We start from the raw sequence: 23,527 nt of genomic DNA on the forward strand, positions 1-23,527 counted from the left end.
GGCGCCGGTCAGCGGCCGGTCGCGCGCTCACCAGCCCTTGCCCTTCAGCCGGGTCAGCGTCGCTTCGAGGTCGGCCAGGTTGTCGGCGGCGCTGCCCTCGCCGGACAAGGTCTTGTGGACCGCGTTCCAGAACTGGCTCGACGCCTCGTTGTACTTGTTCCTGGTCACCGCCGAGGGCCGCGGCCCGGCATTGAGGAACACCTCTTTCCAGTGCGGAATGATCGGCTGTTGCCTGGCGATGTCGGCATCGTCATAGAGCGCCTGGATGGTCGGCAGGTTGGCGGTCTTGAGCGTGCGGTATTTCTGCATTGCCGGCGAGGCGATGAACTTGACCAGTTCGATCGCCGCATCCGGGTGCCTGGAATATTTCGAGACCGCAAGGTTCCAGCCGCCGAGCGTCGCCGCCGGCCGGGCGCCCTCGCCCGTGCCCGCCGGCAGCGGCGCGACGTCGAACTTGCCGTTGATCGGCGACCCCTGGCTGTTGCCCAGCGCATAGGCATAGGGCCAGTTGCGCATGAAGACCGCATTGCCGGTCTGCCAGACGCCGCGCGATTCCTCTTCCTGGTAGGCGAGCACGCCGGGCGGCGCGATGGTGCCGATCCAGGCCTTGGCCATGTCGAGCGCGGCCGCCGCCCGGGCGTTGTTGATGGAGATGGCGCCATCCGGCTCGACGATATGGCCACCGCCGTTCGACACCACCCATTCGAACGCGTCGCAGGTCAGCCCCTCATAGGCATTGCCCTGGAAGACGAAGCCCCAGATATCCCTGTTGCCCGAGGCCCGCTCCTTGTCCATCACCAGACGGGCGGTGTCGCCCAGTTCCTTCCAGGTGGCCGGCACCTTGGCGCCATATTTGTCGAGCAGATCCTTGCGGTAGTAGAGCGCCGGCGCATCGGTGAAGATCGGCAGCGCCACCAGCCTGCCGTCGACGGTCTGCGACTGGATGATCGACGGGAAATGCTTGCCCACGACATCCCTGGTCGCCTCGGTCAGGTCGACGAACTGGCTGGCGAGCTGCGGCGCCCAGATGACGTCGGTCTGGTAGACGTCGACATCGCTGTTGCCCGCGGCGAGCCACAGCCTGTACTGGCCGAACTGGTCGGTCCCGGACGACGGCATAGCGACGATGGTGACCTTGTTGCCGCTCTCTTTCTCATAGCGGTCGAGGATCTCGCGCAGCACCTTGATGCCGTTGCCGGTGTCGCCCGACACGATCGACAGCTCGACCGCGCGCGCCGAACCTACCGCGAGAACGGCAGCGACGCTCAACGCCAGCAATGCGTGGAAAACCTTCATCGGTGGATCTCCCTTGGCAGCCGGCGGCGCACAGCGCCGGCAGCCGGTCAGACCCCACCGTTCATTGAATGCGGAGCAGCGCTTTGGGTTCCCGAACAGGCCGGTGGCGATGACGGCACCGATCAGCGTCGCTGGTCAGCCTTCCCAGGCGACGGGCCTCATGCCCAGCCGCTCGTAGAGCCGCACGGCGGCGGCGTTCTCGAGCGTATTGGTCTTGAGGTCGACATGGGCGGCACCCCGGTCGCGAAAAATGGCGAAGGCGTGCCACATCAAGGCTTCGCCAACGCCCTTGCCGCGCGCCCCGGGATGAACGGCCAGATCCTTGACGAAGGCCGAGCTCCAGCACAGTGCAGCCGCCGCCAGCCGGCCCTTGGCATCGATGACAAGGAAACACAGCGCCGGGTCGAATTCGGGGTCTTCGGATATCCGCGGCCACCATTCGTCGAAAGGGCCGTCGGTGCCATCGGCGAAAACTTCGCCCAGCAACGCATGCAGGGGCAGGGCGTCGCCATGTCCGAAGCAGCGCACGGCAAAGCCGTCCGGCCAGTGCGGCGCAACCAGCGTCTCATCGAGGATTTTGCGCAGCCGGACGTCGTTTGGAGCCGGCGGGCGCGGTTCGGGCATCGCGCTCAGGCGTCGGGCTGAAGACGCCCGCGCCTGCGGTCGACACCGAGGCCGGTCGCCTCGAGCAGGCCCTTGCGCTTGGCGTCGAAATAATAGCCGGTCTGGTAGAGCCAGTCGGCCTTCTTGGCGTTGCCGTTCGACACCAGCCAGGCGCCGCGCAGATATTTGACCGCGTATTTGAGGTTGGTCTCGGCGTCGAACAGGCCCTTGGCCGGCCCGTCATAGCCCATGCCGCGCGCCGTCGCATGCTTGATCTGCATTAGCCCCCAATGGCCGTTATTGTAGGCCTTGGGATTGAAGGTGCTTTCGCGGTTGACGACATGGCGCACCAGATCCACAGGCACCTGGTAGAAGGCGGCGTATTTGACGATCAGCCGGTCGACGTCGCCGCGCATGCCTGTCGCATGCTGCTCCGGCTCGACGGGCGCCGACGGGAACTGCACCAGTGCGGCCGGGTTCTGCGGCACGACATAGGCTACCTGCTGCACGCCGGGCATTTTCTGGCCGCCCTTGGCAACCGCCGGCACGACAAGCCCGGCGGTCGTGTAGGTCCCAGCCGCCTCGATCGGCTGGCCGGCCTTGGACGGCGGCGGCGCCTGCCAGGCATTGGCGGCCATCCCCGCGGGCATAGCCGGCGAGGTTGGGGTCGCCCCGGCAAAGGCGGCGGTCGCCGCGGCCGGCTGGACGGCCGGATCGAGTGCCGGCGTGGCCGGGCTCGGGGTCAACTCAGCGGTCTGAGCCGGTGTGATTCCGGAGGATTGCGGCAGCACCGAAACCGTGTCCGGCAGCGGCACGGTGAAGCCGGCATCGTTGCCTGCCGTGGTCGCGGTTTCGGTCAGGGGCGGCGCGGCCTTCATCTGCGAGGTCGAGGTGCAGCCGCTCATGCCGGCTGCCGCCACGATCACGCCGATGGCGATAAGGGTTTGTTTTGCTGGCAAGCCGCGCTCGGAGTCCGGTTTGTCGGGTTATTAAGATTTCCCTTACACCAGCGATTCTTGGGTAGCAATCGGGGCCATCTGGTGGTTTTCGGGTGGCGGGACGCAGGCAGCGATGCCATATTGTTCCTGATATGTACCGGCGGGAATCCCGGATTCCGCCGCTTTGCGGAAAGGAGCGCAGCATGAAAACGGCATCTTCGATCACGGCTGGCCACGCAGTGTTAGAAACAGTGATCGGTTTCATGGGCATCGCCTGGAGTGAAAAGGGCCTGATCCGGCTCTGCCTGCCCGAACGCAGCCGCGAAGCGGTGGAGCGGCGGCTGATGCGCCACCCCGGCGTTTCCGCCTCCACGGCCCAGCCGTCATGGGTGGTCGAGCTGATCGCCTCGATCAAGGCTTATGCCGCGGGCGAGGACGTCGATTTCACCGGCTTTCCCGTCGATCTCGACGGCATCGACGACTTCCGCCTCGCCATCTACGACGCGGCACGAAAACTCAGCTATGGCGAAACCACCACCTATGGCGAACTCGCAAAGCGCGCCGGCCATGCCGGCCTGCCACGCGAAACCGGTGCGGCCCTTGGGGCCAATCCGGTGCCGCTGGTCATCCCCTGCCACCGCATTCTCGCCGCCGGCGGCAAGATCGGCGGCTTCTCGGCGCCCGGCGGCTCGGTCACCAAGGAAAAGATGCTGGCCATGGAAGGCGTGCGCGTCGGCCCCCCGCCGCCGGCGCAGGTGTCCTTCGGGTTTTGAGAGCAGTAACCGCTCCTGGGTGTGAGCACCGGAAGCGCAGGAAGCCACGGTTTGCAGGCCGGCATCACCTGAATATCGATACACCCTAATGGCGTCGGATGAACCGGTGCCTGAAACGCTCATTGTCCGGCCGCTTGCAGATGTAGACCGGGCAGGACTTGGTGTCGGCGCTCGGCACGTAGGCGCGCGTCCTCACCTCGCCCATGGTGCAGAACTGCTGGCTCAGGACATAGCGGTCGTAGAGCGGCAGCCCCGGTACCCGCGTCGACTGATAACGCAGGATGACCGCACCTTGGCGCGCGATCGTCGACTGGACCTTGCCGCAGCTCATACGCGTCGGGTCGTAGCGCGAGATCGCCTGCGCCTGGGCGGCCACCAGCGTGAGGCAGGCGGCAAGCAGGATGGTTTTCATGGTCCCCTCCCCTCGATCCGCCGCCCGGGGACGGCACCGATCTTGCGCCACGGTTTCACCAGATTGGGGCGGCCGTTGGGCGGCCCCGATCACGGCTTTTTCACGCAGTCTTGTTTTTTGTGCGAAAGCAGCCTATATCAGCCCCATTGATATTTCGGCCGATCGATCCGGGCCTCGCGATCTTCGCGTTTGCTGACGTCTATCTCCAAAATCTCGATGCACACCGGCTGGACTTCGGTCCGGTCATACCAAAGCAAATGTGAAGGACTATTTATATGGCAACTGGAACGGTCAAGTGGTTCAATGCCACCAAGGGTTTCGGCTTCATCCAGCCTGACAGCGGCGGCGCGGACGTTTTCGTCCACATCTCGGCTGTCGAGCGCGCTGGACTGTCGACCCTGGTCGAAGGCCAGAAGATCAACTTCGAGATCGAGCAGGACCGCCGCACTGGCAAGTCGTCCGCTGGTTCTCTGAGCAAGGCAGCCTGATTTTGAAAATGGCGCGCGCCGGACGAGAGTTCGGGGCGCGCGGCAAGTCACGGATGTACTGACGGTCGCGCGAGAAGCGCGCCGGAGTGGAAAGACCCGATAAGCTGGAACAGCAGATAGCTGCCAGCCCGGACCGGACGCTCCCGATCAGGCTACCGAAATGGGAAGGCGGGATTCATCCCGCCTTTTTATTTGTCTGGATTTTGGATGCCAGATCGCGCTCAACGGCGCGGGCGGTGGTATAGGCCCAATGGTGGTACCTTTCCGTCATGACGAAGCTTGAACAAATCGAAAAATCCATCACCGAGTTGAGCCCGGAAGAACTGAAGGCGTTTGCCGCCTGGTTTGAGGCGCTGCGGGCCGCTCAATGGGACAAGCAGATTGAAGCTGATGCCAAGACAGGCCCGCTGGACAAGCTTGCCGCACAAGCTATGGCCGATCATCGCGCCGGTCGGACCCGGCCCCTTTGAATCACTTTGCCGCTCCCTCTTTCTGGGGCGCATATGGCAAATTATCCTCGGCAATTCAGGCGAAGGCAGACACCAGCTTTGCCAAACTCCGCGCCGGCGCGAATTGATCTCAACCACCGCGCAGTCGCTATCCGCGACGAGGACGATTTCGTCTGGTTCTGGATCGGCACCCACGCCGAATATGACCGTCTTCTCAAGTAGTTGAGGGCACCCACTCGATCGGCACATGCTCCGGGTCCGCTTCCACGCGGCCGAGCCAGGCGGCCACCGCGGGATAGGCGTCGAGCTGGAAGCCGCCCTGCTCCGCCGTGTGCGTGTAGGCATAAAGCGCGATGTCGGCGATGCTGAACGCGCCGGCGAAGAAGTCGTTGTTTTCCAGATATGTGTTCATGACGCCAAGCGCCTTGTTGCCGCGCTCCAGCGTCACCGCCAGCCGCTCGGGCGTGGCATCGGCGGCGCGTTCGGGAAAGGTCAGCAGCGCCTTGCGCACGGCGATATAGGGCTCGTGGCTGTACTGCTCGAAGAACAGCCATTGATAGGCGAGCCCACGCTCGTATTTGTCCGCCGGCAGCAAGCGCGTGCCTTCGGCGAGATAGAGCAGGATGGCGTTGGATTCGGCCAGCCGCCGGCCGTCGTCCAGCTCCAGCAGCGGCACCATGGCGTTCGGGTTCTTGGCGACAAAATCGGCTTTGCGCGTATCGCCGGTATGCGAACTCACCTCGACAGTGGTGAAGGCGAGGCCCAGCTTGGCCATCAGCAGCCGCGGCTTGTAGCAATTGCCGCTGTCGATCATGCTGTAGAGTATCATTGTGGTTCCCCGGAGCGCTGCTTCTGCGTGCGGATTATCGCAGCGGCGCCATCCTCAACCAGTGATTTCTTTTGGCGCGACCATCAACGCCGCTTATGCAACGGCACGACCTTGTTGTCGAAGCCCAGCAGCGCATCGACCGCAAGCGGCTCCTCGTTGAAGATGGTGCCGGCAAGCGCGGGACGCCCGAGAAGAAAACCCTGCAGCAAATCGACCCCGCCTTCGAGCGCGACACGCAGGTGGGTGGGCTGCTCGATGCCTTCGACTAGCACCTTGGCGCCGCGGTCGTGCAGGCTGGACACGAGCGGGCGGAAGAAGCGTTCCGCGGCGGTGTGACGGCAGAATTCCGCGAACCAGCCGCCATCGATCTTGACGATGTCGGGCTGAAGCAGGCTCACCCGCTCCTCGGTCGAATGGCCGGTCCCGAAATCATCGATGGCGATGCGGATGCCGTCGCGCCGCATTTCACGAACCAGCCTTGCCAGCAGCGCATCGTCCGCCGCCTGTTCGGTGATTTCGCAGACCAGCATGGCGGGCGCCAGGCCGAGTTCGTCGAGATGCCGGCTCATCAGCCGGATCTCGGCCAGCGCCCGTCCAGCATGGTCGTTGACCAGTGGATTGTAGTTGAAGAACAGGTCGAGCCCGTCGACGCCGATATTGTGGAAATTCCTGAGATGCAGCACGCGGCACATGGTTTCGACGAACAGCCGGTCCGCAGCCGCGACACTGTCGAAGAACATCCGCGGCGACCCCGGCCGGCCGGCGCGGTGCGGCTCGATCAGGCCTTCGACGGCCACCGCTTGCAAGCTGCCGCCGCGCGGGGCGTAGATCGGCTGGTAGGCGCTGCGCAGGCGGAAGTCGCCATGGACGCCATATTCGATGCCGATCTCGTCGGCGAAGATCGCATCGCCGATGGTGCGCCGCCGCTCGACGCTCATGGCGATACCCTGCGTCCGAAGGCTTTTGCGGGCCGCCCCTTGCGCGGCGTCGCGGTGACGGGAGCGGACGCATGGCTTGCGGCGGGGGCAGGTTCCGGACTGCTCTTTGCGAAAGCGCGGAAACTCGTCGGCGCCAGTTCGGGACGGGCCAGCACGTAACCCTGGACCATCGAGGCGCCCGATCGCTCGGCCAGCTCCAGTTGCCAGCCTTCCTCGATACCCTCGAACACGGTGCGGATGCCCTGGTCCTCGAAGCTCCTGACCATGGACGTCAGCAGCGCGAAACCGGCGCCCGATTCCATCAGTTGCGTGATCCAGTGCGCATCGAACTTGACGATGTCGGGCCTCAGCTCCTTGACGCGGGTGATGTCGGAATCGTCGGCGCCATAATCGTCGACGGCGATCCGGAAGCCGTTGGCTCTGAGCGCGGCGACGAAGCCGTGCAGGGTCTCCTGCGATGCCGATCTCTGCTCCGTCACCTCGCAAACGACGCGGCCCGGATCGATACCGGCTTCGTGCAGCACCAGCCGCATGTCACGCAAGGCGTTGTCGACGATCGATCGCTCGGTGAACACCGACGGGTCGAAATTGACGAAGATCGATGCCTCCCGCGGCAGGCAGGCGCCGGCATTGAGCAGATGCAGTGTCCTGGTCAGCGCTTCGACATGCAGGCGGTCGGCCGCCGGACATGTCGAGAAGAAGGTCATCGGCGATTGCGGCTCGCCGTCGCGAAATGGGCGGATCAGCCCTTCGAAGGCGGCGACCGACAGCTTGCCCTCGTTGAAGGCAAAGATCGGCTGGAAGGCGCTTTGCAGCGTATAAATGCCCCAGACACCGCTCGAGGTGCCGTCTTCATGACGGATGATATGGGCAAGTCCGAGGCTGCGTGACAAGGGTTCCTCGCTCCGCGACCAGGCGGAATTGAACAGCGATCCTGCCATGCAAGCCTCTACCGCCCGTTAATGAATTTATTGTTGCCGATCACGCCTCATTGACCGCGCCGCCCCACCTGGCCCAGCCGACAAGGCTTGCACTGACGGGAATGTTGCGACATGAGAAGCGCCGCGGCCGCTCCTGGCCGCGCCGATCCTTTGGAGAGACAAAAGGTCATGGCCTTTCTTGCCGACACCCTTTCCCGCGTTAAGCCTTCCGCCACCATCGCGGTGACGCAGAAAGCCCGCGAGCTGAAAAATGCCGGCAGGGACATCATTGGCCTTGGCGCCGGCGAGCCTGATTTCGACACGCCCGACAACATCAAGAATGCGGCGATCGAGGCCATTCGCCGTGGCGAGACCAAATATCCGCCGGTTTCGGGCATCGTGCCGCTGCGCGAGGCGATCGCGAAAAAGTTCAAGCGCGAGAACAATCTCGACTACAGGCCNGAGCAGACCATCGTCGGCACCGGCGGCAAGCAGATCCTGTTCAACGCCTTCATGGCGACGCTGAACCCCGGCGACGAGGTCATCATCCCTCGCCCCTACTGGGTCAGCTATCCCGAAATGGTGGCGATCTGCGGCGGCACGTCGGTGTTTGCCGACACCTCGATCGACAACGGCTTCAAGCTGACCCCCGCGGTGCTGGAAAAGGCGATCACGCCGAAGACCAAATGGCTCTTGATGAACTCGCCGTCGAATCCGTCGGGCGCGGCCTATACGGAGGCCGAATTGCGCGCGCTGGCCGATGTGCTGTTGAAGCATCCGCAGGTCTGGACGCTGACCGACGACATGTATGAGCACCTGACCTATGGCGACTTCGTCTTCAAGACCATCGCCGAGGTTGAGCCCAGCCTCTACGAGCGCACGCTGACCATGAACGGTGTCTCGAAAGCCTATGCGATGACCGGCTGGCGCATCGGCTATGCCGCCGGTCCCGTCCAGTTGATCAAGGCGATGGACATGATCCAGGGCCAGCAGACCTCCGGCGCCTGCACCATCGCGCAATGGGCCTCCGTCGAGGCGCTCAACGGCCCGCAGGACTTCATCGCCAAGAACAAGGCGATCTTTCAAGGCAGGCGCGACCTCGTCGTATCGATGCTCAACCAGGCGCGCGGCATCACGTGCCCGTCGCCGGAAGGCGCCTTCTATGTCTATCCGTCCTGCGCCCAGCTGATCGGCAGGAAGACAAAGGCCGGCAAGGTGATCGACACCGACGAGACCTTCTGCTCGGAACTGCTCGAGGCCGAGGGCGTCGCGGTGGTGTTCGGCTCGGCCTTCGGCCTCGGCCCCAATTTCCGCATCTCCTACGCCACCTCCGAGACGCTGCTGGAGGAAGCCTGCACGCGCATCCAGCGCTTCACGGCATCGCTGACCTGATCAGGTAAGTCCGAAACAAACCCGGCGTCACCGCTTTCGGCGTTACCGCCGGGTTTTGTCAATCCAGACTCAGCACTCAGCCGCCATATTGCGTCGGCGTCACCGCTTCCAGCCAATCGGCATGGATGCCGTCGAGCGCCTCCTGCATGGCGATGTGCGTCATCGCCGATTTCGGTGCCGCGCCATGCCAATGCTTCTCGCCAGGCGCGAATGAGATGACGTCACCGGCCCTGATTTCCTGGATTGGTCCATCCCATGTCTGGGCCAGGCCGGCGCCAGCGGTCACATAAAGCGTCTGGCCAAGCGGATGCGTGTGCCAGTGGGTGCGCGCGCCGGGCTCGAAACTGACCAGCGTGGCCCTGAGCCGCGCCGGCGCCTCCGTCTCGATGATCGGCGTCTGCAGAACCCGGCCGGTGAAGTATTTGTCCGGCGCTATGATGGTCGGCACGCTGCCGCAAGCTATGATCTTCATCGTCTGTCCCTGGAGCTGGTGGGAGCTGGCGAGACGCCGGTCCTTGAAGTCAATGCATTCTCGGCCCGGATTGGCCCGGACGCAACCGGCCGGGTCACCTCGCTCGGACGAAGGCCTGATTTTTTCTTGACCACGAACCTTGCCCCCATGGGACCGCCGCGCTGCTTGCCGGCCGCTCGGTCGAACCGCTCGCGCTCAGCGCCTGAGCCGGCCAGCCCCACCGGCTCCTATTTTCCTTGCCCTCCCGGCAAACAAGTGGGACGATAATCGCGGGCAGGTCGAAACAGACCCACCCGCGACGGTCGAACAGGCCGGCCGCCGCTCAGGACCGATTGACCTTGGCCTGAACCATGAATGCCAGTCGGTCCCCAGGAAAAACGCCTGAGTGGAGGTCAGCCATGGGTAATCGCGCCGGAGGACGACGCACGGGACCGAAATGCATTGCCATAGTCGGTCCCTTCGCAAGCGGTAAGACGACACTTCTCGAAGCCATATTGGCCCGTACCGGCGCCATTCCCCGCCAGAACCCGGTTTCCTCTGGCAATACCGTTTCAGATCATTCGCCCGAAGCCCGCGCCCACGCCATGAGCGTCGAGGCGTCAATCGCCACCACCGAATTCATGGGCGAACAGTTCACCTTCATCGACTGCCCCGGGTCGATCGAATTCTCCTTCGAGGCCGAACCGGTGCTGGCCGCCTGCGATGTCGCGGTGGTCGTGGCCGAGGCCGACGAAAAGAAGATCCCCGCCATGCAGCTCATCATGCGCAAGCTCGACGATCTCGGCGTGCCGCGCATCCTGTTCCTCAACAAGGTCGACAAGGCGATCGCGGGCGTGCGCGACACGCTGAAGATGCTGCAGCCGACAAGTGCCGCGCCGCTGCTTCTGCGCCAGATCCCGCTGCGCAAGGACGGCGTCGTCATCGGCTCGATCGATCTGGCGCTGGAGCGCGCCTACATCTACCGCGAATATGCCGAGAGCGAGGTGGCTCAGATACCCGGCGACGACAAGGCGCGCGAACTGGAGGCCCGCTTCTCCATGCTGGAGACGCTGGCCGACCATGACGATCAGCTGATGGAGCAGTTGCTGGAAGAGATCGAACCGCCCAAGGACGCGATCTTCGACGATCTCGCCGCCGATCTGCGCGACGGCGCGGTGACGCCGGTGCTGATCGGCACCGCCGAGAAAGGCAATGGCGTGCTGCGCCTCTTGAAGACGATCCGCCACGACGCGCCCGACATCGACGCGACCCGCAAGCGGCTCGGCGCCCCGGACGGCAACGCGGCGGTGGTCCAGGTGATGAAGACCATCCACACGCCGCATGGCGGCAAGCTGTCGGTGTCGCGCATCCTGTCCGGCCAGGTCGCCGACAGCTCGGAACTATGGCTGCCCGGCGGCGACACCGCCAAGGTTTCCGGCATCTACAGGATGCTGGGCAAGGACCAGGTCAAGCTGACCGCCGCCAGGGCCGGCGATACCGTGGCGCTCGGCAAGCTGGACGCGGTCAAGACCGGCCAGACGCTGACTTCGGCCAAGGGCGGGGCCAAACAGCTCTTCGATATCGAGCCGCCGCAGCCGGTCTTCGCCTTCGCGCTGCGCCCCAAGGAACGCAAGGACGAGGTCAAGATGTCGGCTGCCATCCAGCGCCTGGCCGAGGAAGATCCCTCGCTCAGCCTGCATCACAACCAGGACTCGGCCGAGACCGTGCTGTCAGGCCATGGCGAGATGCATCTGCGCGTCGTGCGCGAGCGGCTGGAGGGCAAGAACCAGATCCCGGTCGAGGGCCATGCGCCAGCGGTGCCCTATCGCGAGACGATCCGCAAACCGGTGCAGCAGCGCGGCCGTCACAAGAAGCAGTCGGGCGGCCACGGCCAGTTCGGCGATGTGGTGATCGAGATCAAGCCGCTGCCGCGCGGCTCCGGCTTCCAGTTCACCGACACCATCACCGGGGGCGTCGTGCCCAAGACCTACATCCAGTCGGTTGAAACAGGCATACGCGATTACCTCAAGTCCGGCCCGCTCGGCTTCCCCGTTGTCGACGTCGCGGTCAACCTGTCGGACGGCTCGTACCATGCGGTCGATTCCTCCGACATGGCTTTCCAGATGGCGGCCAAGCTCGCCATGAAGGAAGGCATGGCCGCCTGCTCGCCGGTGCTTCTGGAGCCGGTGATGAAGGTCGAGATCGTCACGCCGTCGGACGCGACGTCGAAGATCATCGCGCTGATCCCGCAACGGCGCGGCCAGATCCTCGGCTATGACGCGCGGCCCGACTGGCCTGGATGGGATGTCGTCGAGGCGACCATGCCGCAGGCCGAGATCGGTGATCTGATCATCGAGCTGCGGTCGGCCACTTCAGGCGTTGCCAGCTACCGGGCCGCCTTCGACCACATGGCCGAGCTGACTGGCCGTCTCGCCGACGAGGCGATGGACGCCAACGGCAAGGCAGCCTGATTTCGCCCGGTGGCCGATTTGGAATGCATGTGAAGCGCCCCCTTCGAAGGATCGAGGGGGCAAAAACCAAAAACGACGCCCGGGGGGCCGGACGCCGTTTTGTTTTGCGGACCGTTTTCTTGGGAGGAAAAACGGCAGGTCCGCCGCGTGCAAGATCGCCGCGCTTCGGCGGGAAAAGGTTCGGACGCGGTAGCCGCCTGAGCCCGGGTCGTCCGAGTGATGCCCCCATCTCCCGTCCGAACCACACCGCGTCCTATGATCCACCTAGCAGATGAGGGGTATCCTTGTCATGTTACCAGAGGTTACATGACACTGTTACGCGGCAATTCTGGTGAACTTTTCAGCCATCCCATTGGCATGCAGGCAACAAAAAAGCCGGATCAATGAAGATCCGGCTGAGTTTGATTGGAAGTGCCTGTTAAGGCTAACCTCCAGAGGGGAACACTCGAGGGCGCTAATGGGAGGAGAACGCGCCCAGGAGATGATCTATATATGTGCTCATCATGCCCAAGAAACAAGCATCTATTTTGCAACACACGCATGCAAAAAGGCACAGGCTGTGGTCCAACCCGTTTCAGAAGCCAATAGGACCAGCAGAATCGTGAAAATGAAGCTCGCTTTCAGGTCATTGTCGTCTCGAAAACGCCGATGCCGGCCGATTCTGCTCCCCAAATGCCGAAAAACACTGATGATGTGGAATGAGGCAGCAGCGGTTTAATTCAAAGGCAGTCAAGCGGAGATCAACCAATGCGCAGGTTTTCGGCGATTGCCGGCAGCGGCATTTTCCTGATTGCGGCCCCCGGCGTGGTCGCCGGGCTGATTCCCTGGCTGCTCAGCACTCGCTGGGGCCTGCCATGGTCGCCCCTGCCCGGCCTGGTCTTCGCCGGCGGCGTGCTCATCGCCGCCGCCGCCGCCGTGCTGCTGCATGCCTTCGCCCGCTTCGCACTGGAGGGGCTGGGCACACCCGCCCCTGTCGCACCGACCGAAAGGCTGGTGATCGGCGGCATCTATCGCCATGTCCGCAATCCGATGTATGTCGCCGTGCTGTCGATCATTCTCGGCCAGGCGCTGCTGTTTTCGAGCTGGTCGATCGCCGCGTACGCGGCAATCGCGGCGGCTGCCATGGTGACCTTCGTCAGGCTCTATGAGGAGCCGACGCTCGCCGGCCGCTATGGCGCCGAATACGAAGCCTACCGCCGCAACGTACCGGGCTGGCTGCCGCGGATTACACCTTGGAAAGAATAGGCTCTGACCTTGGATCAGAAGGACCAGCTTCTGGCCTTGGCGATGATGAAGTCGCGGAACACGTGCAGCTTGGCCTGGTTCTTCATCGCGTCGGGATAGGCGAAATAGGTGTCGAAGGACGGCACCTCGGTTTCCGGCAGCAGCTGCACCAGGCCGGAATCCTTGCTGATCACATAGTCCGGCAACATGGCGATGCCGGCACCGCCCTGCACGGCGCGTTTGATCGACAGGATGTCGTTGATCTGCAGCGACGGCACGCGCTGGCCACTCTCGAAATCGCCGACCGTCTCCAGCCAGTTCAACTCCGACAGATGCGACGGCACAGGCAGGCCGAAGGTGACGATGCGATGGCTTCTCAACTCTGCGATCGAGCCCGGCTTGCCGTGCTTGGCGACGTAGGAGGGCGCCGCGTAGAGATGGAAATGCACGGTGAACAGGCGGCGCTGGATCAGGTCCGGCTGTTGCGGCTGGCGCAGCCGGATGGCGCAATCGGCCTGGCGCATGGTGAGGTCGAGCTCCTCATTGGCAAGGATCAGCTGCAGGCTGACTTCGGGATAGAGTTCGATGAACTCCTGCACCCGCTCGGTTAGCCAGCCGGCGCCGAGGCCGACGGTCGTCGTTACCCTGAGCACGCCGGACGGCCGGTCCTTGGTCTCGGTCAGCCGCGACTTGATGGTTTCCAGCTTCATCAGCACGTCATGCGCCGTGCGGAACAGCATCTCGCCCTGTTCGGTCAGCACCAGGCCGCGTGCATGGCGGTTGAACAGCGGCACGCCGACATCGTGTTCGAGCGCGCTGACCTGCCTCGAGATCGCCGATTGCGACAGATGCAGGGTCTCGGCCGCATGCGTAAACGACCCCGCTTCCGCCGCAGCGTGAAACACGCGTAGCTTGTCCCAGTCCAACGCCATGATTTCCCCTCGTTCCGGTTGGCGTTTGAATGAAAAATCAGGCTTTTACACGGCGCTTCTAAGCCGATTTTCTAACAGTTTTGCGAGCCGCCTATTCCGCTGCCTCGCGATGCACCTCGATGCCGGCCAGATATTTTTCCGCTTCGAGCGCGGCCATGCAGCCGAGCCCCGCCGCCGTCACCGCCTGCCGGTAGATATCGTCCGTCACGTCACCGGCGGCGAAGACGCCAGGCACGTCGGTGCGCGTCGAATCCGGTGCTGTCCACAGATAGCCGTTCGGCTTCTGCTTCAGCTTGCCGGCGAACAGCTCGACCGCGGGCGCATGGCCGATGGCCACGAAGACGCCGTCGACCTTGAGGTGGCTCTCGGCACCGGTCACGGCATGCCTGAGCTTCAGCCCCTCGACCGAAGGCGGCAGCGGTGCCTTGCCGGGGCGCCCGGTGATCTCGTCGACGATCGTGTCCCAGATGACGCGGACATTGTCCTTCTTCAACAGCCGCTCACGCAGGATGCGCTCGGCACGGAAGTCCGAGCGCCTGTGGATGACAGTGACGCTCTTGGCGAGGTTGGACAGATAGAGCGCCTCCTCCACCGCCGAATTGCCGCCGCCGACCACCGCGACATCCTTGCCGCGATAGAAGAAGCCGTCGCAGGTGGCGCAGGCGGAAACGCCAAAGCCCATGAAGTCCTGCTCGGTCGGAATGCCCAGCCACTTGGCCTGCGCGCCGGTGGCGATGATCAGCGCATCGGCCGTATAGGTCGTGCCGGAATCGCCCTTGGCGCGGAACGGCCGCACATTGAGGTCGACCTCGGTGATGATGTCGTTGATGATGTCGGTGCCGACATGCTCGGCCTGCTTGAGCATCTGCTCCATCAGCCACGGCCCCTGGATCGGATCGGCGAAGCCGGGATAGTTTTCGACTTCCGTGGTGATCATCAGCTGGCCGCCCTGCTGCAGGCCGGCGACGAGCATCGGCTTCAGCATCGCACGCGCGGCATAGACCGCCGCCGTATAGCCGGCCGGACCGGAACCGATGATGAGAACGGGCGCATGCTTGGTGATCATCTGGAGCCTCTGCGGGGCGGACACGGGTGTGCCTTGGAAAAAGACGTGGAATATCGCGCTTAATGTAAGGGCTGCCAGCCACGCCAGCAAGACGAACGGACCGTCGTCCCCGGAAAGCTTCGGCCCATATGGATTTTCGCGCGACGAGCGCTTTCGTTAACCTCTCTAAAATCGCGTCGACGGGGGCTGGCTTCGCCACAAAAGTCGTTTAATTACAAAATCGCGAAAGATTCTTGCGCCATACCGATCATCGAGAACCCCAATGCCCCTCAAGGCCGACCTTGACGCCATTGACTGGAAGATCCTGCGCGAGCTTCAGTCGGACGGGCGCATGACCAATGTCGAGCTCTCGAACCGCGTCGGCATTTCCGCACCGCCCTGCCTGCGCCGGGTCAAGCGGCTGGAGGAAGCCGGCATCATCCGCGGCTATCGCGCGCTGCTCAACGCGCCTGCGCTCGGGCTCGACGTCGTCGCCTTTTGCCTGGTCGGGCTGCATCACCAGGCCGATGCCGAACTGCGCATTTTCGCCGAGCGCACGCGCGGCTGGCCGATCGTGCGCGATGCCTGGATGGTGTCGGGCGAGTCCGACTTCCTGCTGCATTGCGTGGCCAGCGATCTCGGCAGCTTCCAGACCTTCGTCATCGAGGAACTGACCTCGACGCCGAACGTCGACACGGTGCGCACGGCGCTCACCATCCGCCGCGTCAAGGATGAGGGTTTGGTGTCGTTCGAACGCCCCTGAGGCCAGGCGAACGCCCGTGCGCTGGGCGAATTCCTTGCGTTCGCCACATCGGCGCCGCGTTGCTATTCGAAAGACGCCGGTATGCAAGGCCGAACGGCTCTGCCGGACTTCACTGCTCGACTGGGCGCTTGACTGGTTTCTCAAGCAATTCCAGGAAGGGTGTGTAACGGTTTTCCGCCCGGAATTGCTTGAGAACAGATGGCACGAGCAGCGTGAATTCCGAGATAATCCGCCATGGGAAGGGGACCATGACCCGTTTTGCAAGTCCGGTCTCGGCGCTCATCATCTGCGTGAACGAGGCCGACATGATCGGCCCGTGCCTGGAAAGCATCGATTTCTGTGCCGAGATCATCATCGTTGATTCCGGCTCGACGGATGGCACCGTCGAATGCATTGAAAGCTATATCGCAAAGGGCTATCCGATAACGCTGCTGCACAATGATTGGCCGGGCTTCCCCCGCCAACGGCAATTCGCGCTCGACCACGCCAACCAGCCCTGGTGTCTTTCGATCGACCCGGACGAGCGCGTCGACGACCGGTTGCGGCAGTCGATCGTGGCCATCACCCAGGCGGCCGGCGGCAAGGCCAGCGGATGGTACATGCGCCGCCGCGACTGGCTGAAGGGCTACGGCTATGCCCATCGCTGGGTGCTGCACAACAGGCTGCTCAGGCTTTTCCGCAGGGAAGGCGCCACCATGGATCTCACCGCGCGGGTGCATGAATCCGTTCGCGTGCCGGGCGAGACCGACACGATCGAAGACGGTGTCCTGCTGCACCGCCGTGAAATATCGGTCGAGGAGGATATTGCCAGGGCCAACGCCTATTCCGGCCTCAAGGCGGTCACGCTGGTCGAGAAAGGCAAGAAGCCCGGCCTGGTGCGGCTGGTGCTATCGCCGTTCGGCAATTTCCTCAAATTCTACCTGGCCAAGCGCTACTTCCTGTGCGGCCACCATGGCTTCGTCTACTCGATGTCGGTGATGATCTATTCCTTCGCCACCGAGGCCAAGCTCTACGAAGCCTCGCAGCGCAACGACCAGGCGTAGGGCCTACGATCCGAGCGCGTCGATGGCGGCGAGCAGGCCGCCCAGATCGTGGTCGTCATGCAAGCGCCTGATGGCGAAGCCGGGCTGAAGTGCCGCCTCACCATCGACCAGCCACCCCTGCGCAAGGCCCGCGCGTTGGCCCGCCTGCATATCGGCCAGCTTGTCGCCGACCATCAGGGAGCGCTGGAGGGCAAGATCAAGGCGCCTGCCCGCCTCGATCAGCATGCCCGGATTGGGCTTGCGCATCGGATGATCGGCTACAGCGAGAGGCCCGCCGCCCGCCTCGTGATAGGCGCAGGCCAGCACCATGTCGACGGACACGCCCTGCCGGCGCAGCAGGTCGAGCACCCGGCCGTTCACGGCGGCAAAGGCACTCCAGCCGAAATAGCCGCGCGCGATGCCGGACTGGTTGGTGACCATGACGACCGGGATTCCGGCCCGGTTGGCGGCGGCGATTGCCGGCAGCATCTGCGGCCTCAGCTCGATCTTGGCCGGATCGCTGGGATAGTCCGTGTCGACATTGATGGTGCCGTCGCGGTCCAGGAACAGCGCCGGCGACCGTGCCGGGAAAACCCGGCCGCCGATCCGCTCCACCCACAGGCCCGGTTCGGTCAATGGGTGCGGCTTCCCGATCCTGTCAGCCATTCGACAGGCGCGCTTCGACCACCTCGCACAGATAATGATAGAGGCACAAATGGCCCTGCTGGATGATCGGCGTTGAGGTCGAGGGCACGTTGAGCAGGATGTCGGTGAGCGGCTTCAGCTTGCCGCCAGTATCGCCGGTCAGGCTGACCACCGTCATATCCATCATGCGCGCCTGTTCGGCCGCGGCGAGAATGCTCGGCGAATTGCCGCTGGTCGAGATCGCCAAAAGCACGCCGCCTGCAGCGCCATGCGCTTCGACCTGGCGCGAAAACACCGTGTCGAAGCCGTAATCATTGCCCCAGGCGGTCAGCATCCCGGCGTTCGCCGGCAGCGCAATCACATTGTAGGCCTTGCGCTCCTTCAGGAAGCGGCCGACCAGTTCAGTGGCGATATGGATGGCGTCGCTGGCCGAGCCGCCATTGCCGCAGACCAGCAATGCCTTTCCAGACGAAAGCGCCAACACGACAGCGCTCACCGCTCGTTCCATCTCGCTGGTCAAATCCCGCGCGACCGTGGCGGTGATGGCGGCCGCCGAGCGGACCAGATAATCGTTCAATTCGGACATGAGATCCCTCAGTTGGTGGCGCTGCCGGCGCGTAGTTTGCCGATGGTGCCAGTGGTGCTCTTGCCGGCGACCAGGTCGACCAGCACGACGCGGCCGCCCGCCTTCTGCACTACATCGGCGCCGATCACGGTGTCGATCGTGTAGTCGGCGCCCTTCACCAGTATGTCGGGCAGAAGCGCCTCGATCAGCGCCAAAGGCGTATCCTCCTCGAACACCACCACGGCATCGACCGAGGCGAGCGCGGCGAGCACGCAGGCGCGATCATGCTGGTCGTTGACCGGGCGGCCCGGCCCTTTCAGCCGCCGCACCGAGGCATCGCTGTTGAGCCCGAGCACCAGCCGGTCGCACTGGCTGCGCGCCGCGTGCAGCAGGCTGACATGGCCGGCATGCAGAATGTCGAAGCAGCCATTGGTGAAGCCGACGCTCAGACCTTCCGCCTTCCATCCCGCCACCATGCGCGCGGCCGAAATAGCGTCGAGGATGGCGTCCTTGTGGGCGGTCGGTCCGTGCGAGCGGAACAGCGCGCCGGTGAGTTCCTCGACACTCAGCCGCGCGGTGCCGCGCTTGCCGACCACGACGCCGCCGGCGGCGTTGGCGATCGAGGCCGCGGCGACAGGATCGGCACCGGCCGCAAGCGCCAGCGCGAAGGTCGCGATCACCGTATCGCCGGCGCCCGAAACGTCGAACACCTCGCGCGCCTGGGTGGCGATGTGGTGTGCCTCATCGGGGCCGACCACGCTCATGCCCTTTTCGCTGCGGGTGGCGACGACGAAGTCGAAGCCGTGCGCCGAAATCAGCTCGCGTGCCGCCGCGACGATCTCGTCATCGGCGAATACCGCATGGCCGACGGCCTCGCCAAGCTCCTTGCGGTTGGGCGTGACGGCGGTCGCCCCGGCATAGCGCGCATAGTCGCGACCCTTCGGATCGACCAGCACCGGCTTGCCCGCCTCTCGGCAGATGGCAATCAGTTCGGCGGCGACGCCGTCCAGCAATATGCCCTTGCCGTAATCGGACAGGATGACAATGTCCGCCTGTTTCAACGCGTCGCGGAAACGGCGGACCAGCTCCGCCCGTTCGGCCTCGCCGAGCGGCTTGATCTCTTCCTCGTCGAAACGCAGCACCTGCTGGTTGAGCGCGCTGAAGCGGCTCTTCGACGAGGTCATGCGGCCGCGCTGCTGCACAAGCCCCGCCGTATCGGCGCCAAGCTCGCCCAGCATCCGCACCAGGCTGTCGCCGGTGGGATCAGTGCCGATCACCGAGACCGGAACGGCGCGCGCGCCAAGCGAGACGATGTTGGCCACGACATTGCCGGCGCCACCCATCGCCGAGCTTTCGCCGCGCCCATGCAGCACCGGGATCGGCGCTTCCGGCGAGATCCGTTCGATGACGCCATTGACGAAGCGGTCGAGGATGAGGTCGCCGGCCACCAGCACGGCGACGTCGCCGAAGCGCGCGATGGCGCGGTGCAGGGGCTCGGGTGAAGGCGGATTGTGCTTGATCATGTCATCTGCCACGCGCGGAAAACGCCGATCTCAGATAGGTCGAAACACCAGATTTGCGAGGCCGGCCGGTCATGCCTGCCGATATACCGCAATTCGGCACAGCGCAACGCCAGGGGCAGAGGCAAACCCGGACAGGTCAGGTTTTCTGCAGGGCGACGTGGAGGCCGAGCCCGACCAGTACCGCGCCGCCGGCCCGCTGCATCAGGCGCTGCGCCCGGCTCGAACGCCGCAGCCGTCCGATCACGAGGCCGGCCAGGAACACGCAGACGATGTCGGCCGAGGAGAACATCAGGTTGACGATCGTGCCCAGCACGACGAATTGCAGCCAGACCGGCAAGGTCGCCGAGGCATCGATGAACTGCGGCAGGAACGCCATGAAGAAGATCGCGGTCTTGGGGTTGAGCACCTCGACGGTGATGCTCTCGAAAAACGCCCGGCGGGCCGATTTGCGCTCGATCGCCGGCAGCGCCACGTCGCCCTCCACGCGCTTGCGAAACAGCGAAATGCCGAGCCAGATGAGGTAAAGCGCGCCGACCAGCTTGACCGCCATGTAGAGCGGCGGCACGGCGTGGAACAGCACGGACAAGCCGGCGGCGGCGGCGAAGACATGCACATAGCCGCCGAGATGGATGCCGAGTGCCGCCGTCAGTCCCGACCAGCGCCCGCGCGCCATCGTCTGCGCGGCGGCGTAGAGCATGGCGGGACCCGGAATATAGGCGAAGATCGCCGTGGTGGCGAAGAACGCGATCAGCAGTTCGGTCGACGGCATTTCTTGTCCCTCATGATCCCGTCCAGCGGCGAACCGACAGAAGCGGCAGCTTTGCGGCGCCACTGTGGCGCAATCACCTGCTTTGTCGACAGCCCGGCCAGCCTCCCTTATAAGGACCGGAATCGCACGCAACCAGAGGCCTTCATGATCATCGTCACGGGCGGCGCCGGCATGATCGGCTCCAACATCGTCGCCGCGCTCAATGCGGAAGGCCATGACGACATCCTGGTCGTCGACGACCTCACCGACGGTCACAAGATCGCCAACTTGGCCGATTTGACGATAGCTGACTATCTCGACAAGGACGATTTCCTGGCCCGCATGGAGGCCGGCTCGCTCGGCCGCATCGAGGCAGTGTTCCATCAGGGCGCCTGTTCGACCACCACCGAGTGGAACGGCAAGTTCATGATGGAGGTGAATTACGCCTATTCGAAACGGCTGCTGCATGCCTGCCAGGCGCTGCGCGTGCCTTTCCTCTACGCCTCCTCCGCTTCGGTCTATGGTGGCGGCGCCGAATTTCGCGAGGAGGCTGCGCTCGAGCGGCCGCTCAACGTCTATGCCTATTCCAAGAAACTCTTCGACGACTATGTCAGGCGCACGGTGTTCGACAGCGATCATTCGCAGGTCGGGGGGCTGCGCTACTTCAATGTCTATGGCCCGCGCGAAGCGCACAAAGGGGCCATGGCCTCGGTCGCCTTCCATCTGTTCAACCAGGTCGAGCGCGGTGAAAATCCGAAGCTGTTCGGTGCCCATGACGGCTTCGGGCCAGGCGAACAGAGCCGCGACTTCATCCATGTCGGCGACGTCGCCGACGTCAATCTGTGGCTGTGGAAGCGCGGCGCGAGCGGCATCTTCAACTGCGGCACCGGGCACGCCCAGCCGTTCCGCGCCATCGCCGAAACGGTCATCGACACGCTGGGCAAGGGCGAGATCGAGTTCATCCCCTTCCCCGACCATCTCAAGGGCAGCTACCAGAGTTTTACCCAGGCTGATATGTCCCGCTTGCGCGCAGCCGGCTATAACGGGCAATTCCGCACAGTAGAAACCGGCGTCAGAGACTATGTCGAATGGCTGAAAGCCCAACGATCCTCGTGATCGGCCCACGCTGGGTGGGCGATATGGTGATGGCGCAGTGCCTGTTCTCGGCGCTGAAGGAACGCCATCCCGACGCCGCGATCGATGTGCTGGCGCCCGCCTGGGCCGCACCACTGGTCAAGCGCATGCCCGAAATCCGCCAGCAGATCGACTTTCCGCTGCAGCCCGGCGCGCTCGAATTCACCCATCGCCGCCGCTTCGGCCGCCTGCTGCGCGGCCGCTACGACATGGCCTATGTCCTGCCGGGCAGCTGGAAGTCGGCGCTGATCCCGTTCTTTGCCCGCATTCCGCGTCGTTTCGGCCACCTTCGGGAAATGCGCTACGGCCTGCTGACCGACATGGTGCCATTGCCCGACGCCGTGAAACGGCGCACTGCTCAGGCCTATTTCGGGCTCGCCCAGGGCGGCAGTTTCCGCGCGCCCCGGCTGACCGTGGATCCAAAAAACCAGGCCGCCCTGCTCGACCGGTTCGGTCTGGCGTCGCGGGAATTCGTGGCCCTGATGCCCGGCGCCGAGTTCGGTCCGGCCAAGCGCTGGCCAAGTGAAAGCTATGCCGGCCTTGCCCGCGAATTCATGGGCAAAGGCTTGAAGGTCGCCCTGTTCGGTTCGAAGAACGATCGCGACGTGACGGCGGAGATCGCCGCCCTTGCTCCCGGTGTCGTCGACCTCGCCGGCCAGACGCGGCTGGAGGACGCCATCGACCTGATCGCGGCGGCAAGGCTCGCGGTCTCCAATGATAGCGGGCTGATGCATGTCGCGGCCGCCGTCGGCACGCCGATCGTTGCCGTCTATGGCTCGACCTCGCCTGAAAATACACCGCCGCTGGCGGAGCGACGCGAACTGGTCTGGCTCGGGCTGTCCTGTTCGCCCTGCCACCGGAAAATCTGTCCGCTCGGCCACCTTAACTGCCTGAAGACATTGGAAGTCCGGCAGGTCGCCGCGGCGGCCGACCGGCTGCTGGAACTTCCGGCCGCCGCATGAAGGTGCTGATCGTCAAGACCTCGTCGATGGGCGATGTCATCCACACCTTTCCGGCACTCGAGGATGCCAGCCGCTCACGGCCCGATATCGCTTTCGACTGGTGCGTCGAAGAGGCCTTTGCCGGCATCGTCGCCCTGCATCCGGCGATCGGCACCATCCACACGGTGGCGATAAGGCGCTGGCGAAAGACCCTTTTCGACACGAACACCTGGCGCGAGGCGGCGGCCTTGCGCCGTGCTTTGCGCGCCTGCCGGTATGACCTCGTCATCGATGCGCAAGGCCTGCTGAAGTCGGCCCTGGTGGCGCGCCAGGCGCGTGCGCCGATTGCCGGCTTCAACCGGTCGAGTGCGCGCGAACCCTCGGCGACGCTGTTCTACGACATCACCCACGCCGTGCCGCGCGACCTGCACGCCATCGAGCGGACACGGCGGCTGTTCGGATTGGCGCTTGGCTACCAGCCCGATTTGTCGACCCTCGACTCCGGCATTGTGCCACCCTCCGGCAGTCTGGCCGGCATCGACGGCAAAACCGCCTTCCTGCTGCACGGCACCAGCCGCGAGGACAAGAAATGGCCGGTCGAGGACTGGATCGGAACAGGCCGCCTGCTGGTCGAGCGCGGCATGACGCCGGTCACCACCTGGTCGAACGAGCGTGAGAAGACGGTGGCCGAAGCGATCGCCAAGGCCGTGCCATCCACGGTCGTGGTGCCGAAATCGCCGCTGGCCGACATCGCTGCCATCCTGGGGCGCTCGACACTGGTCATCGGCGCCGATACGGGTTTGACCCATCTCGCCAGCGCTTTCGGCCTGCCGACGGTCGCGGTGTTTTTGGCGACGGAGCCGGGCTTGACCGGGCCGCGTGGGCCTTATGCGTCGACTTTGCTGGCGCCAGCCGGCGGGGGCGTGACGCCGACCGAGGTTGTGGCTGAGGCGGAGAAACTGTTGGCACTGAAATTACAAGCGCCGGTTTAGGACCTTTCAGAATTCGCTCTGGCGAGTCAAATA

General features: G+C 64.3%; 25 protein-coding genes. 11 read left to right on the forward strand and 14 right to left on the reverse strand.

Annotated features, from left to right (window positions below):
* Positions 1 to 27: 27 nt before the first annotated feature.
* From M653_RS0110200 to M653_RS0110210, 3 genes are all read right to left on the reverse strand, one after another.
* The gene (locus M653_RS0110200; RefSeq protein ID WP_027143264.1) at positions 28 to 1,296 is read right to left on the reverse strand and encodes an ABC transporter substrate-binding protein; all 1,269 of its coding nucleotides are present in this window, start codon (positions 1,294 to 1,296) and stop codon (positions 28 to 30) included.
* A 135-nt stretch (positions 1,297 to 1,431) separates the two neighbouring features.
* Entirely contained in the window at positions 1,432 to 1,920 is a 489-nt protein-coding gene (locus M653_RS0110205; RefSeq protein WP_027143265.1) for a GNAT family N-acetyltransferase, read from the reverse strand.
* A 5-nt stretch (positions 1,921 to 1,925) separates the two neighbouring features.
* The gene (locus M653_RS0110210; protein ID WP_027143266.1) at positions 1,926 to 2,858 is read right to left on the reverse strand and encodes a lytic transglycosylase domain-containing protein; all 933 of its coding nucleotides are present in this window, start codon (positions 2,856 to 2,858) and stop codon (positions 1,926 to 1,928) included.
* Between the two features lie 182 nt (positions 2,859 to 3,040).
* Between M653_RS0110210 and M653_RS0110215 the strand changes: the two genes are divergently transcribed.
* Entirely contained in the window at positions 3,041 to 3,610 is a 570-nt protein-coding gene (locus M653_RS0110215; RefSeq protein ID WP_027143267.1) for a methylated-DNA--[protein]-cysteine S-methyltransferase, read from the forward strand.
* Positions 3,611 to 3,695: 85 nt separating this feature from the next.
* Here the strand turns inward: M653_RS0110215 and M653_RS0110220 are convergent, their stop codons facing one another.
* Positions 3,696 to 4,022: a hypothetical protein gene (locus M653_RS0110220; protein ID WP_027143268.1), complete on the reverse strand. Its 327-nt coding sequence runs from the start codon at positions 4,020 to 4,022 to the stop codon at positions 3,696 to 3,698.
* Positions 4,023 to 4,297: 275 nt separating this feature from the next.
* Here M653_RS0110220 and M653_RS0110230 point away from each other — a divergent pair, with 275 nt between their 5' ends.
* Positions 4,298 to 4,510, forward strand: coding sequence for a cold-shock protein (locus tag M653_RS0110230; protein ID WP_015316174.1), 213 nt, complete (start codon positions 4,298 to 4,300; stop codon positions 4,508 to 4,510).
* Positions 4,511 to 4,779: 269 nt separating this feature from the next.
* Positions 4,780 to 4,980, forward strand: a complete 201-nt coding sequence (locus tag M653_RS0110235) for a hypothetical protein (protein WP_027143269.1) — start codon at positions 4,780 to 4,782, stop codon at positions 4,978 to 4,980.
* Positions 4,981 to 5,173: 193 nt separating this feature from the next.
* Here the strand turns inward: M653_RS0110235 and M653_RS0110245 are convergent, their stop codons facing one another.
* The 3 genes from M653_RS0110245 to M653_RS0110255 all read right to left on the reverse strand — a co-directional run bounded on the left by M653_RS0110245 (position 5,174) and on the right by M653_RS0110255 (position 7,619).
* Positions 5,174 to 5,788, reverse strand: a complete 615-nt coding sequence (locus tag M653_RS0110245; RefSeq protein WP_027143270.1) for a glutathione S-transferase family protein — start codon at positions 5,786 to 5,788, stop codon at positions 5,174 to 5,176.
* A gap of 83 nt (positions 5,789 to 5,871) precedes the next feature.
* A complete protein-coding gene (locus M653_RS0110250; RefSeq protein WP_027143271.1) occupies positions 5,872 to 6,726 on the reverse strand; it encodes an EAL domain-containing protein in 855 nt (284 codons plus the stop codon).
* Positions 6,723 to 7,619, reverse strand: coding sequence for an EAL domain-containing protein (locus M653_RS0110255; protein ID WP_027143272.1), 897 nt, complete (start codon positions 7,617 to 7,619; stop codon positions 6,723 to 6,725). The genes M653_RS0110250 and M653_RS0110255 overlap by 4 nt, the downstream gene beginning before the upstream one ends.
* A 216-nt stretch (positions 7,620 to 7,835) precedes the next feature.
* Here M653_RS0110255 and M653_RS0110260 point away from each other — a divergent pair, with 216 nt between their 5' ends.
* Positions 7,836 to 9,038 carry a pyridoxal phosphate-dependent aminotransferase gene (locus M653_RS0110260; protein WP_027143273.1) on the forward strand — a complete coding sequence of 401 codons (1,203 nt, stop codon included), beginning with the start codon at positions 7,836 to 7,838 and terminating at the stop codon, positions 9,036 to 9,038.
* A 76-nt stretch (positions 9,039 to 9,114) separates the two neighbouring features.
* On the opposite strand, the gene M653_RS0110265 is transcribed toward M653_RS0110260, so the two are convergent.
* The gene (locus M653_RS0110265; RefSeq protein WP_027143274.1) at positions 9,115 to 9,510 is read right to left on the reverse strand and encodes a cupin domain-containing protein; all 396 of its coding nucleotides are present in this window, start codon (positions 9,508 to 9,510) and stop codon (positions 9,115 to 9,117) included.
* 398 nt (positions 9,511 to 9,908) lie between these two features.
* Between M653_RS0110265 and M653_RS0110270 the strand changes: the two genes are divergently transcribed.
* On the forward strand, positions 9,909 to 11,960 hold the full coding sequence (locus M653_RS0110270; protein ID WP_027143275.1) for an elongation factor G: 2,052 nt from the start codon (positions 9,909 to 9,911) through the stop codon (positions 11,958 to 11,960).
* A gap of 747 nt (positions 11,961 to 12,707) precedes the next feature.
* Complete coding sequence (locus M653_RS0110275) at positions 12,708 to 13,205, forward strand: isoprenylcysteine carboxylmethyltransferase family protein (RefSeq protein ID WP_027143276.1); 498 nt, start codon at positions 12,708 to 12,710, stop codon at positions 13,203 to 13,205.
* A 14-nt stretch (positions 13,206 to 13,219) separates the two neighbouring features.
* Here the strand turns inward: M653_RS0110275 and M653_RS0110280 are convergent, their stop codons facing one another.
* Both M653_RS0110280 and trxB read right to left on the reverse strand, forming a co-directional pair.
* Positions 13,220 to 14,116, reverse strand: a complete 897-nt coding sequence (locus M653_RS0110280) for a LysR family transcriptional regulator (protein WP_027143277.1) — start codon at positions 14,114 to 14,116, stop codon at positions 13,220 to 13,222.
* Between the two features lie 91 nt (positions 14,117 to 14,207).
* Positions 14,208 to 15,182, reverse strand: a complete 975-nt coding sequence (gene trxB, locus M653_RS0110285) for a thioredoxin-disulfide reductase (RefSeq protein WP_027143278.1) — start codon at positions 15,180 to 15,182, stop codon at positions 14,208 to 14,210.
* A gap of 262 nt (positions 15,183 to 15,444) precedes the next feature.
* Here trxB and M653_RS0110290 point away from each other — a divergent pair, with 262 nt between their 5' ends.
* Positions 15,445 to 15,924 carry an Lrp/AsnC family transcriptional regulator gene (locus tag M653_RS0110290; protein WP_027143279.1) on the forward strand — a complete coding sequence of 160 codons (480 nt, stop codon included), beginning with the start codon at positions 15,445 to 15,447 and terminating at the stop codon, positions 15,922 to 15,924.
* Positions 15,925 to 16,172: 248 nt separating this feature from the next.
* Positions 16,173 to 16,967: a glycosyltransferase family 2 protein gene (locus M653_RS0110295; protein ID WP_027143280.1), complete on the forward strand. Its 795-nt coding sequence runs from the start codon at positions 16,173 to 16,175 to the stop codon at positions 16,965 to 16,967.
* Positions 16,968 to 16,970: 3 nt separating this feature from the next.
* Here the strand turns inward: M653_RS0110295 and gmhB are convergent, their stop codons facing one another.
* The 4 genes from gmhB to M653_RS0110315 form a co-directional block, all read right to left on the reverse strand.
* Positions 16,971 to 17,612, reverse strand: coding sequence for a D-glycero-beta-D-manno-heptose 1,7-bisphosphate 7-phosphatase (gmhB, locus tag M653_RS0110300; RefSeq protein ID WP_027143281.1), 642 nt, complete (start codon positions 17,610 to 17,612; stop codon positions 16,971 to 16,973).
* Positions 17,605 to 18,177, reverse strand: a complete 573-nt coding sequence (locus tag M653_RS0110305; RefSeq protein ID WP_027143282.1) for an SIS domain-containing protein — start codon at positions 18,175 to 18,177, stop codon at positions 17,605 to 17,607. Before M653_RS0110305 ends, gmhB begins: the two co-directional genes overlap by 8 nt.
* 8 nt (positions 18,178 to 18,185) lie before the next feature.
* On the reverse strand, positions 18,186 to 19,679 hold the full coding sequence (rfaE1, locus tag M653_RS0110310) for a D-glycero-beta-D-manno-heptose-7-phosphate kinase (protein ID WP_027143283.1): 1,494 nt from the start codon (positions 19,677 to 19,679) through the stop codon (positions 18,186 to 18,188).
* 136 nt (positions 19,680 to 19,815) lie between these two features.
* Positions 19,816 to 20,448, reverse strand: a complete 633-nt coding sequence (locus tag M653_RS0110315) for a LysE family translocator (RefSeq protein WP_027143284.1) — start codon at positions 20,446 to 20,448, stop codon at positions 19,816 to 19,818.
* 144 nt (positions 20,449 to 20,592) lie between these two features.
* Here M653_RS0110315 and rfaD point away from each other — a divergent pair, with 144 nt between their 5' ends.
* The 3 genes from rfaD to waaC are packed head-to-tail and all read left to right on the forward strand — an operon-like array spanning position 20,593 to position 23,494.
* A complete protein-coding gene (rfaD, locus tag M653_RS0110320; protein ID WP_027143285.1) occupies positions 20,593 to 21,543 on the forward strand; it encodes an ADP-glyceromanno-heptose 6-epimerase in 951 nt (316 codons plus the stop codon).
* Entirely contained in the window at positions 21,516 to 22,523 is a 1,008-nt protein-coding gene (gene waaF, locus M653_RS0110325; protein ID WP_027143286.1) for a lipopolysaccharide heptosyltransferase II, read from the forward strand. Before rfaD ends, waaF begins: the two co-directional genes overlap by 28 nt.
* The gene (waaC, locus tag M653_RS0110330; protein ID WP_027143287.1) at positions 22,520 to 23,494 is read left to right on the forward strand and encodes a lipopolysaccharide heptosyltransferase I; all 975 of its coding nucleotides are present in this window, start codon (positions 22,520 to 22,522) and stop codon (positions 23,492 to 23,494) included. Before waaF ends, waaC begins: the two co-directional genes overlap by 4 nt.
* The last annotated feature ends 33 nt before the right edge of the window (positions 23,495 to 23,527 follow it).

Origin of the sequence: Mesorhizobium sp. WSM3626, from assembly GCF_000513935.1 — a bacterium.
GTDB classification, from domain to species: Bacteria; Pseudomonadota; Alphaproteobacteria; order Rhizobiales; family Rhizobiaceae; genus Mesorhizobium; species Mesorhizobium salmacidum.

Excerpts from the sequence above, each read along its gene's own strand:
- M653_RS0110275 (WP_027143276.1), top strand. The coding sequence starts at position 12,708 with ATGCGCAGGTTTTCGGCGATTGCCGGCAGCGGCATTTTCCTGATTGCG.
- M653_RS0110270 (WP_027143275.1), top strand. The coding sequence starts at position 9,909 with ATGGGTAATCGCGCCGGAGGACGACGCACGGGACCGAAATGCATTGCC.
- trxB (WP_027143278.1), bottom strand. The coding sequence starts at position 15,182 with ATGATCACCAAGCATGCGCCCGTTCTCATCATCGGTTCCGGTCCGGCC.
- waaC (WP_027143287.1), top strand. The coding sequence starts at position 22,520 with ATGAAGGTGCTGATCGTCAAGACCTCGTCGATGGGCGATGTCATCCAC.
- rfaE1 (WP_027143283.1), bottom strand. The coding sequence starts at position 19,679 with ATGATCAAGCACAATCCGCCTTCACCCGAGCCCCTGCACCGCGCCATC.
- waaF (WP_027143286.1), top strand. The coding sequence starts at position 21,516 with ATGGCTGAAAGCCCAACGATCCTCGTGATCGGCCCACGCTGGGTGGGC.
- M653_RS0110250 (WP_027143271.1), bottom strand. The coding sequence starts at position 6,726 with ATGAGCGTCGAGCGGCGGCGCACCATCGGCGATGCGATCTTCGCCGAC.
- M653_RS0110295 (WP_027143280.1), top strand. The coding sequence starts at position 16,173 with ATGACCCGTTTTGCAAGTCCGGTCTCGGCGCTCATCATCTGCGTGAAC.
- rfaD (WP_027143285.1), top strand. The coding sequence starts at position 20,593 with ATGATCATCGTCACGGGCGGCGCCGGCATGATCGGCTCCAACATCGTC.
- M653_RS0110305 (WP_027143282.1), bottom strand. The coding sequence starts at position 18,177 with ATGTCCGAATTGAACGATTATCTGGTCCGCTCGGCGGCCGCCATCACC.
- M653_RS0110245 (WP_027143270.1), bottom strand. The coding sequence starts at position 5,788 with ATGATACTCTACAGCATGATCGACAGCGGCAATTGCTACAAGCCGCGG.
- M653_RS0110200 (WP_027143264.1), bottom strand. The coding sequence starts at position 1,296 with ATGAAGGTTTTCCACGCATTGCTGGCGTTGAGCGTCGCTGCCGTTCTC.
- M653_RS0110265 (WP_027143274.1), bottom strand. The coding sequence starts at position 9,510 with ATGAAGATCATAGCTTGCGGCAGCGTGCCGACCATCATAGCGCCGGAC.
- M653_RS0110220 (WP_027143268.1), bottom strand. The coding sequence starts at position 4,022 with ATGAAAACCATCCTGCTTGCCGCCTGCCTCACGCTGGTGGCCGCCCAG.
- M653_RS0110280 (WP_027143277.1), bottom strand. The coding sequence starts at position 14,116 with ATGGCGTTGGACTGGGACAAGCTACGCGTGTTTCACGCTGCGGCGGAA.
- M653_RS0110235 (WP_027143269.1), top strand. The coding sequence starts at position 4,780 with ATGACGAAGCTTGAACAAATCGAAAAATCCATCACCGAGTTGAGCCCG.
- M653_RS0110315 (WP_027143284.1), bottom strand. The coding sequence starts at position 20,448 with ATGCCGTCGACCGAACTGCTGATCGCGTTCTTCGCCACCACGGCGATC.
- gmhB (WP_027143281.1), bottom strand. The coding sequence starts at position 17,612 with ATGGCTGACAGGATCGGGAAGCCGCACCCATTGACCGAACCGGGCCTG.
- M653_RS0110290 (WP_027143279.1), top strand. The coding sequence starts at position 15,445 with ATGCCCCTCAAGGCCGACCTTGACGCCATTGACTGGAAGATCCTGCGC.
- M653_RS0110205 (WP_027143265.1), bottom strand. The coding sequence starts at position 1,920 with ATGCCCGAACCGCGCCCGCCGGCTCCAAACGACGTCCGGCTGCGCAAA.
- M653_RS0110230 (WP_015316174.1), top strand. The coding sequence starts at position 4,298 with ATGGCAACTGGAACGGTCAAGTGGTTCAATGCCACCAAGGGTTTCGGC.
- M653_RS0110215 (WP_027143267.1), top strand. The coding sequence starts at position 3,041 with ATGAAAACGGCATCTTCGATCACGGCTGGCCACGCAGTGTTAGAAACA.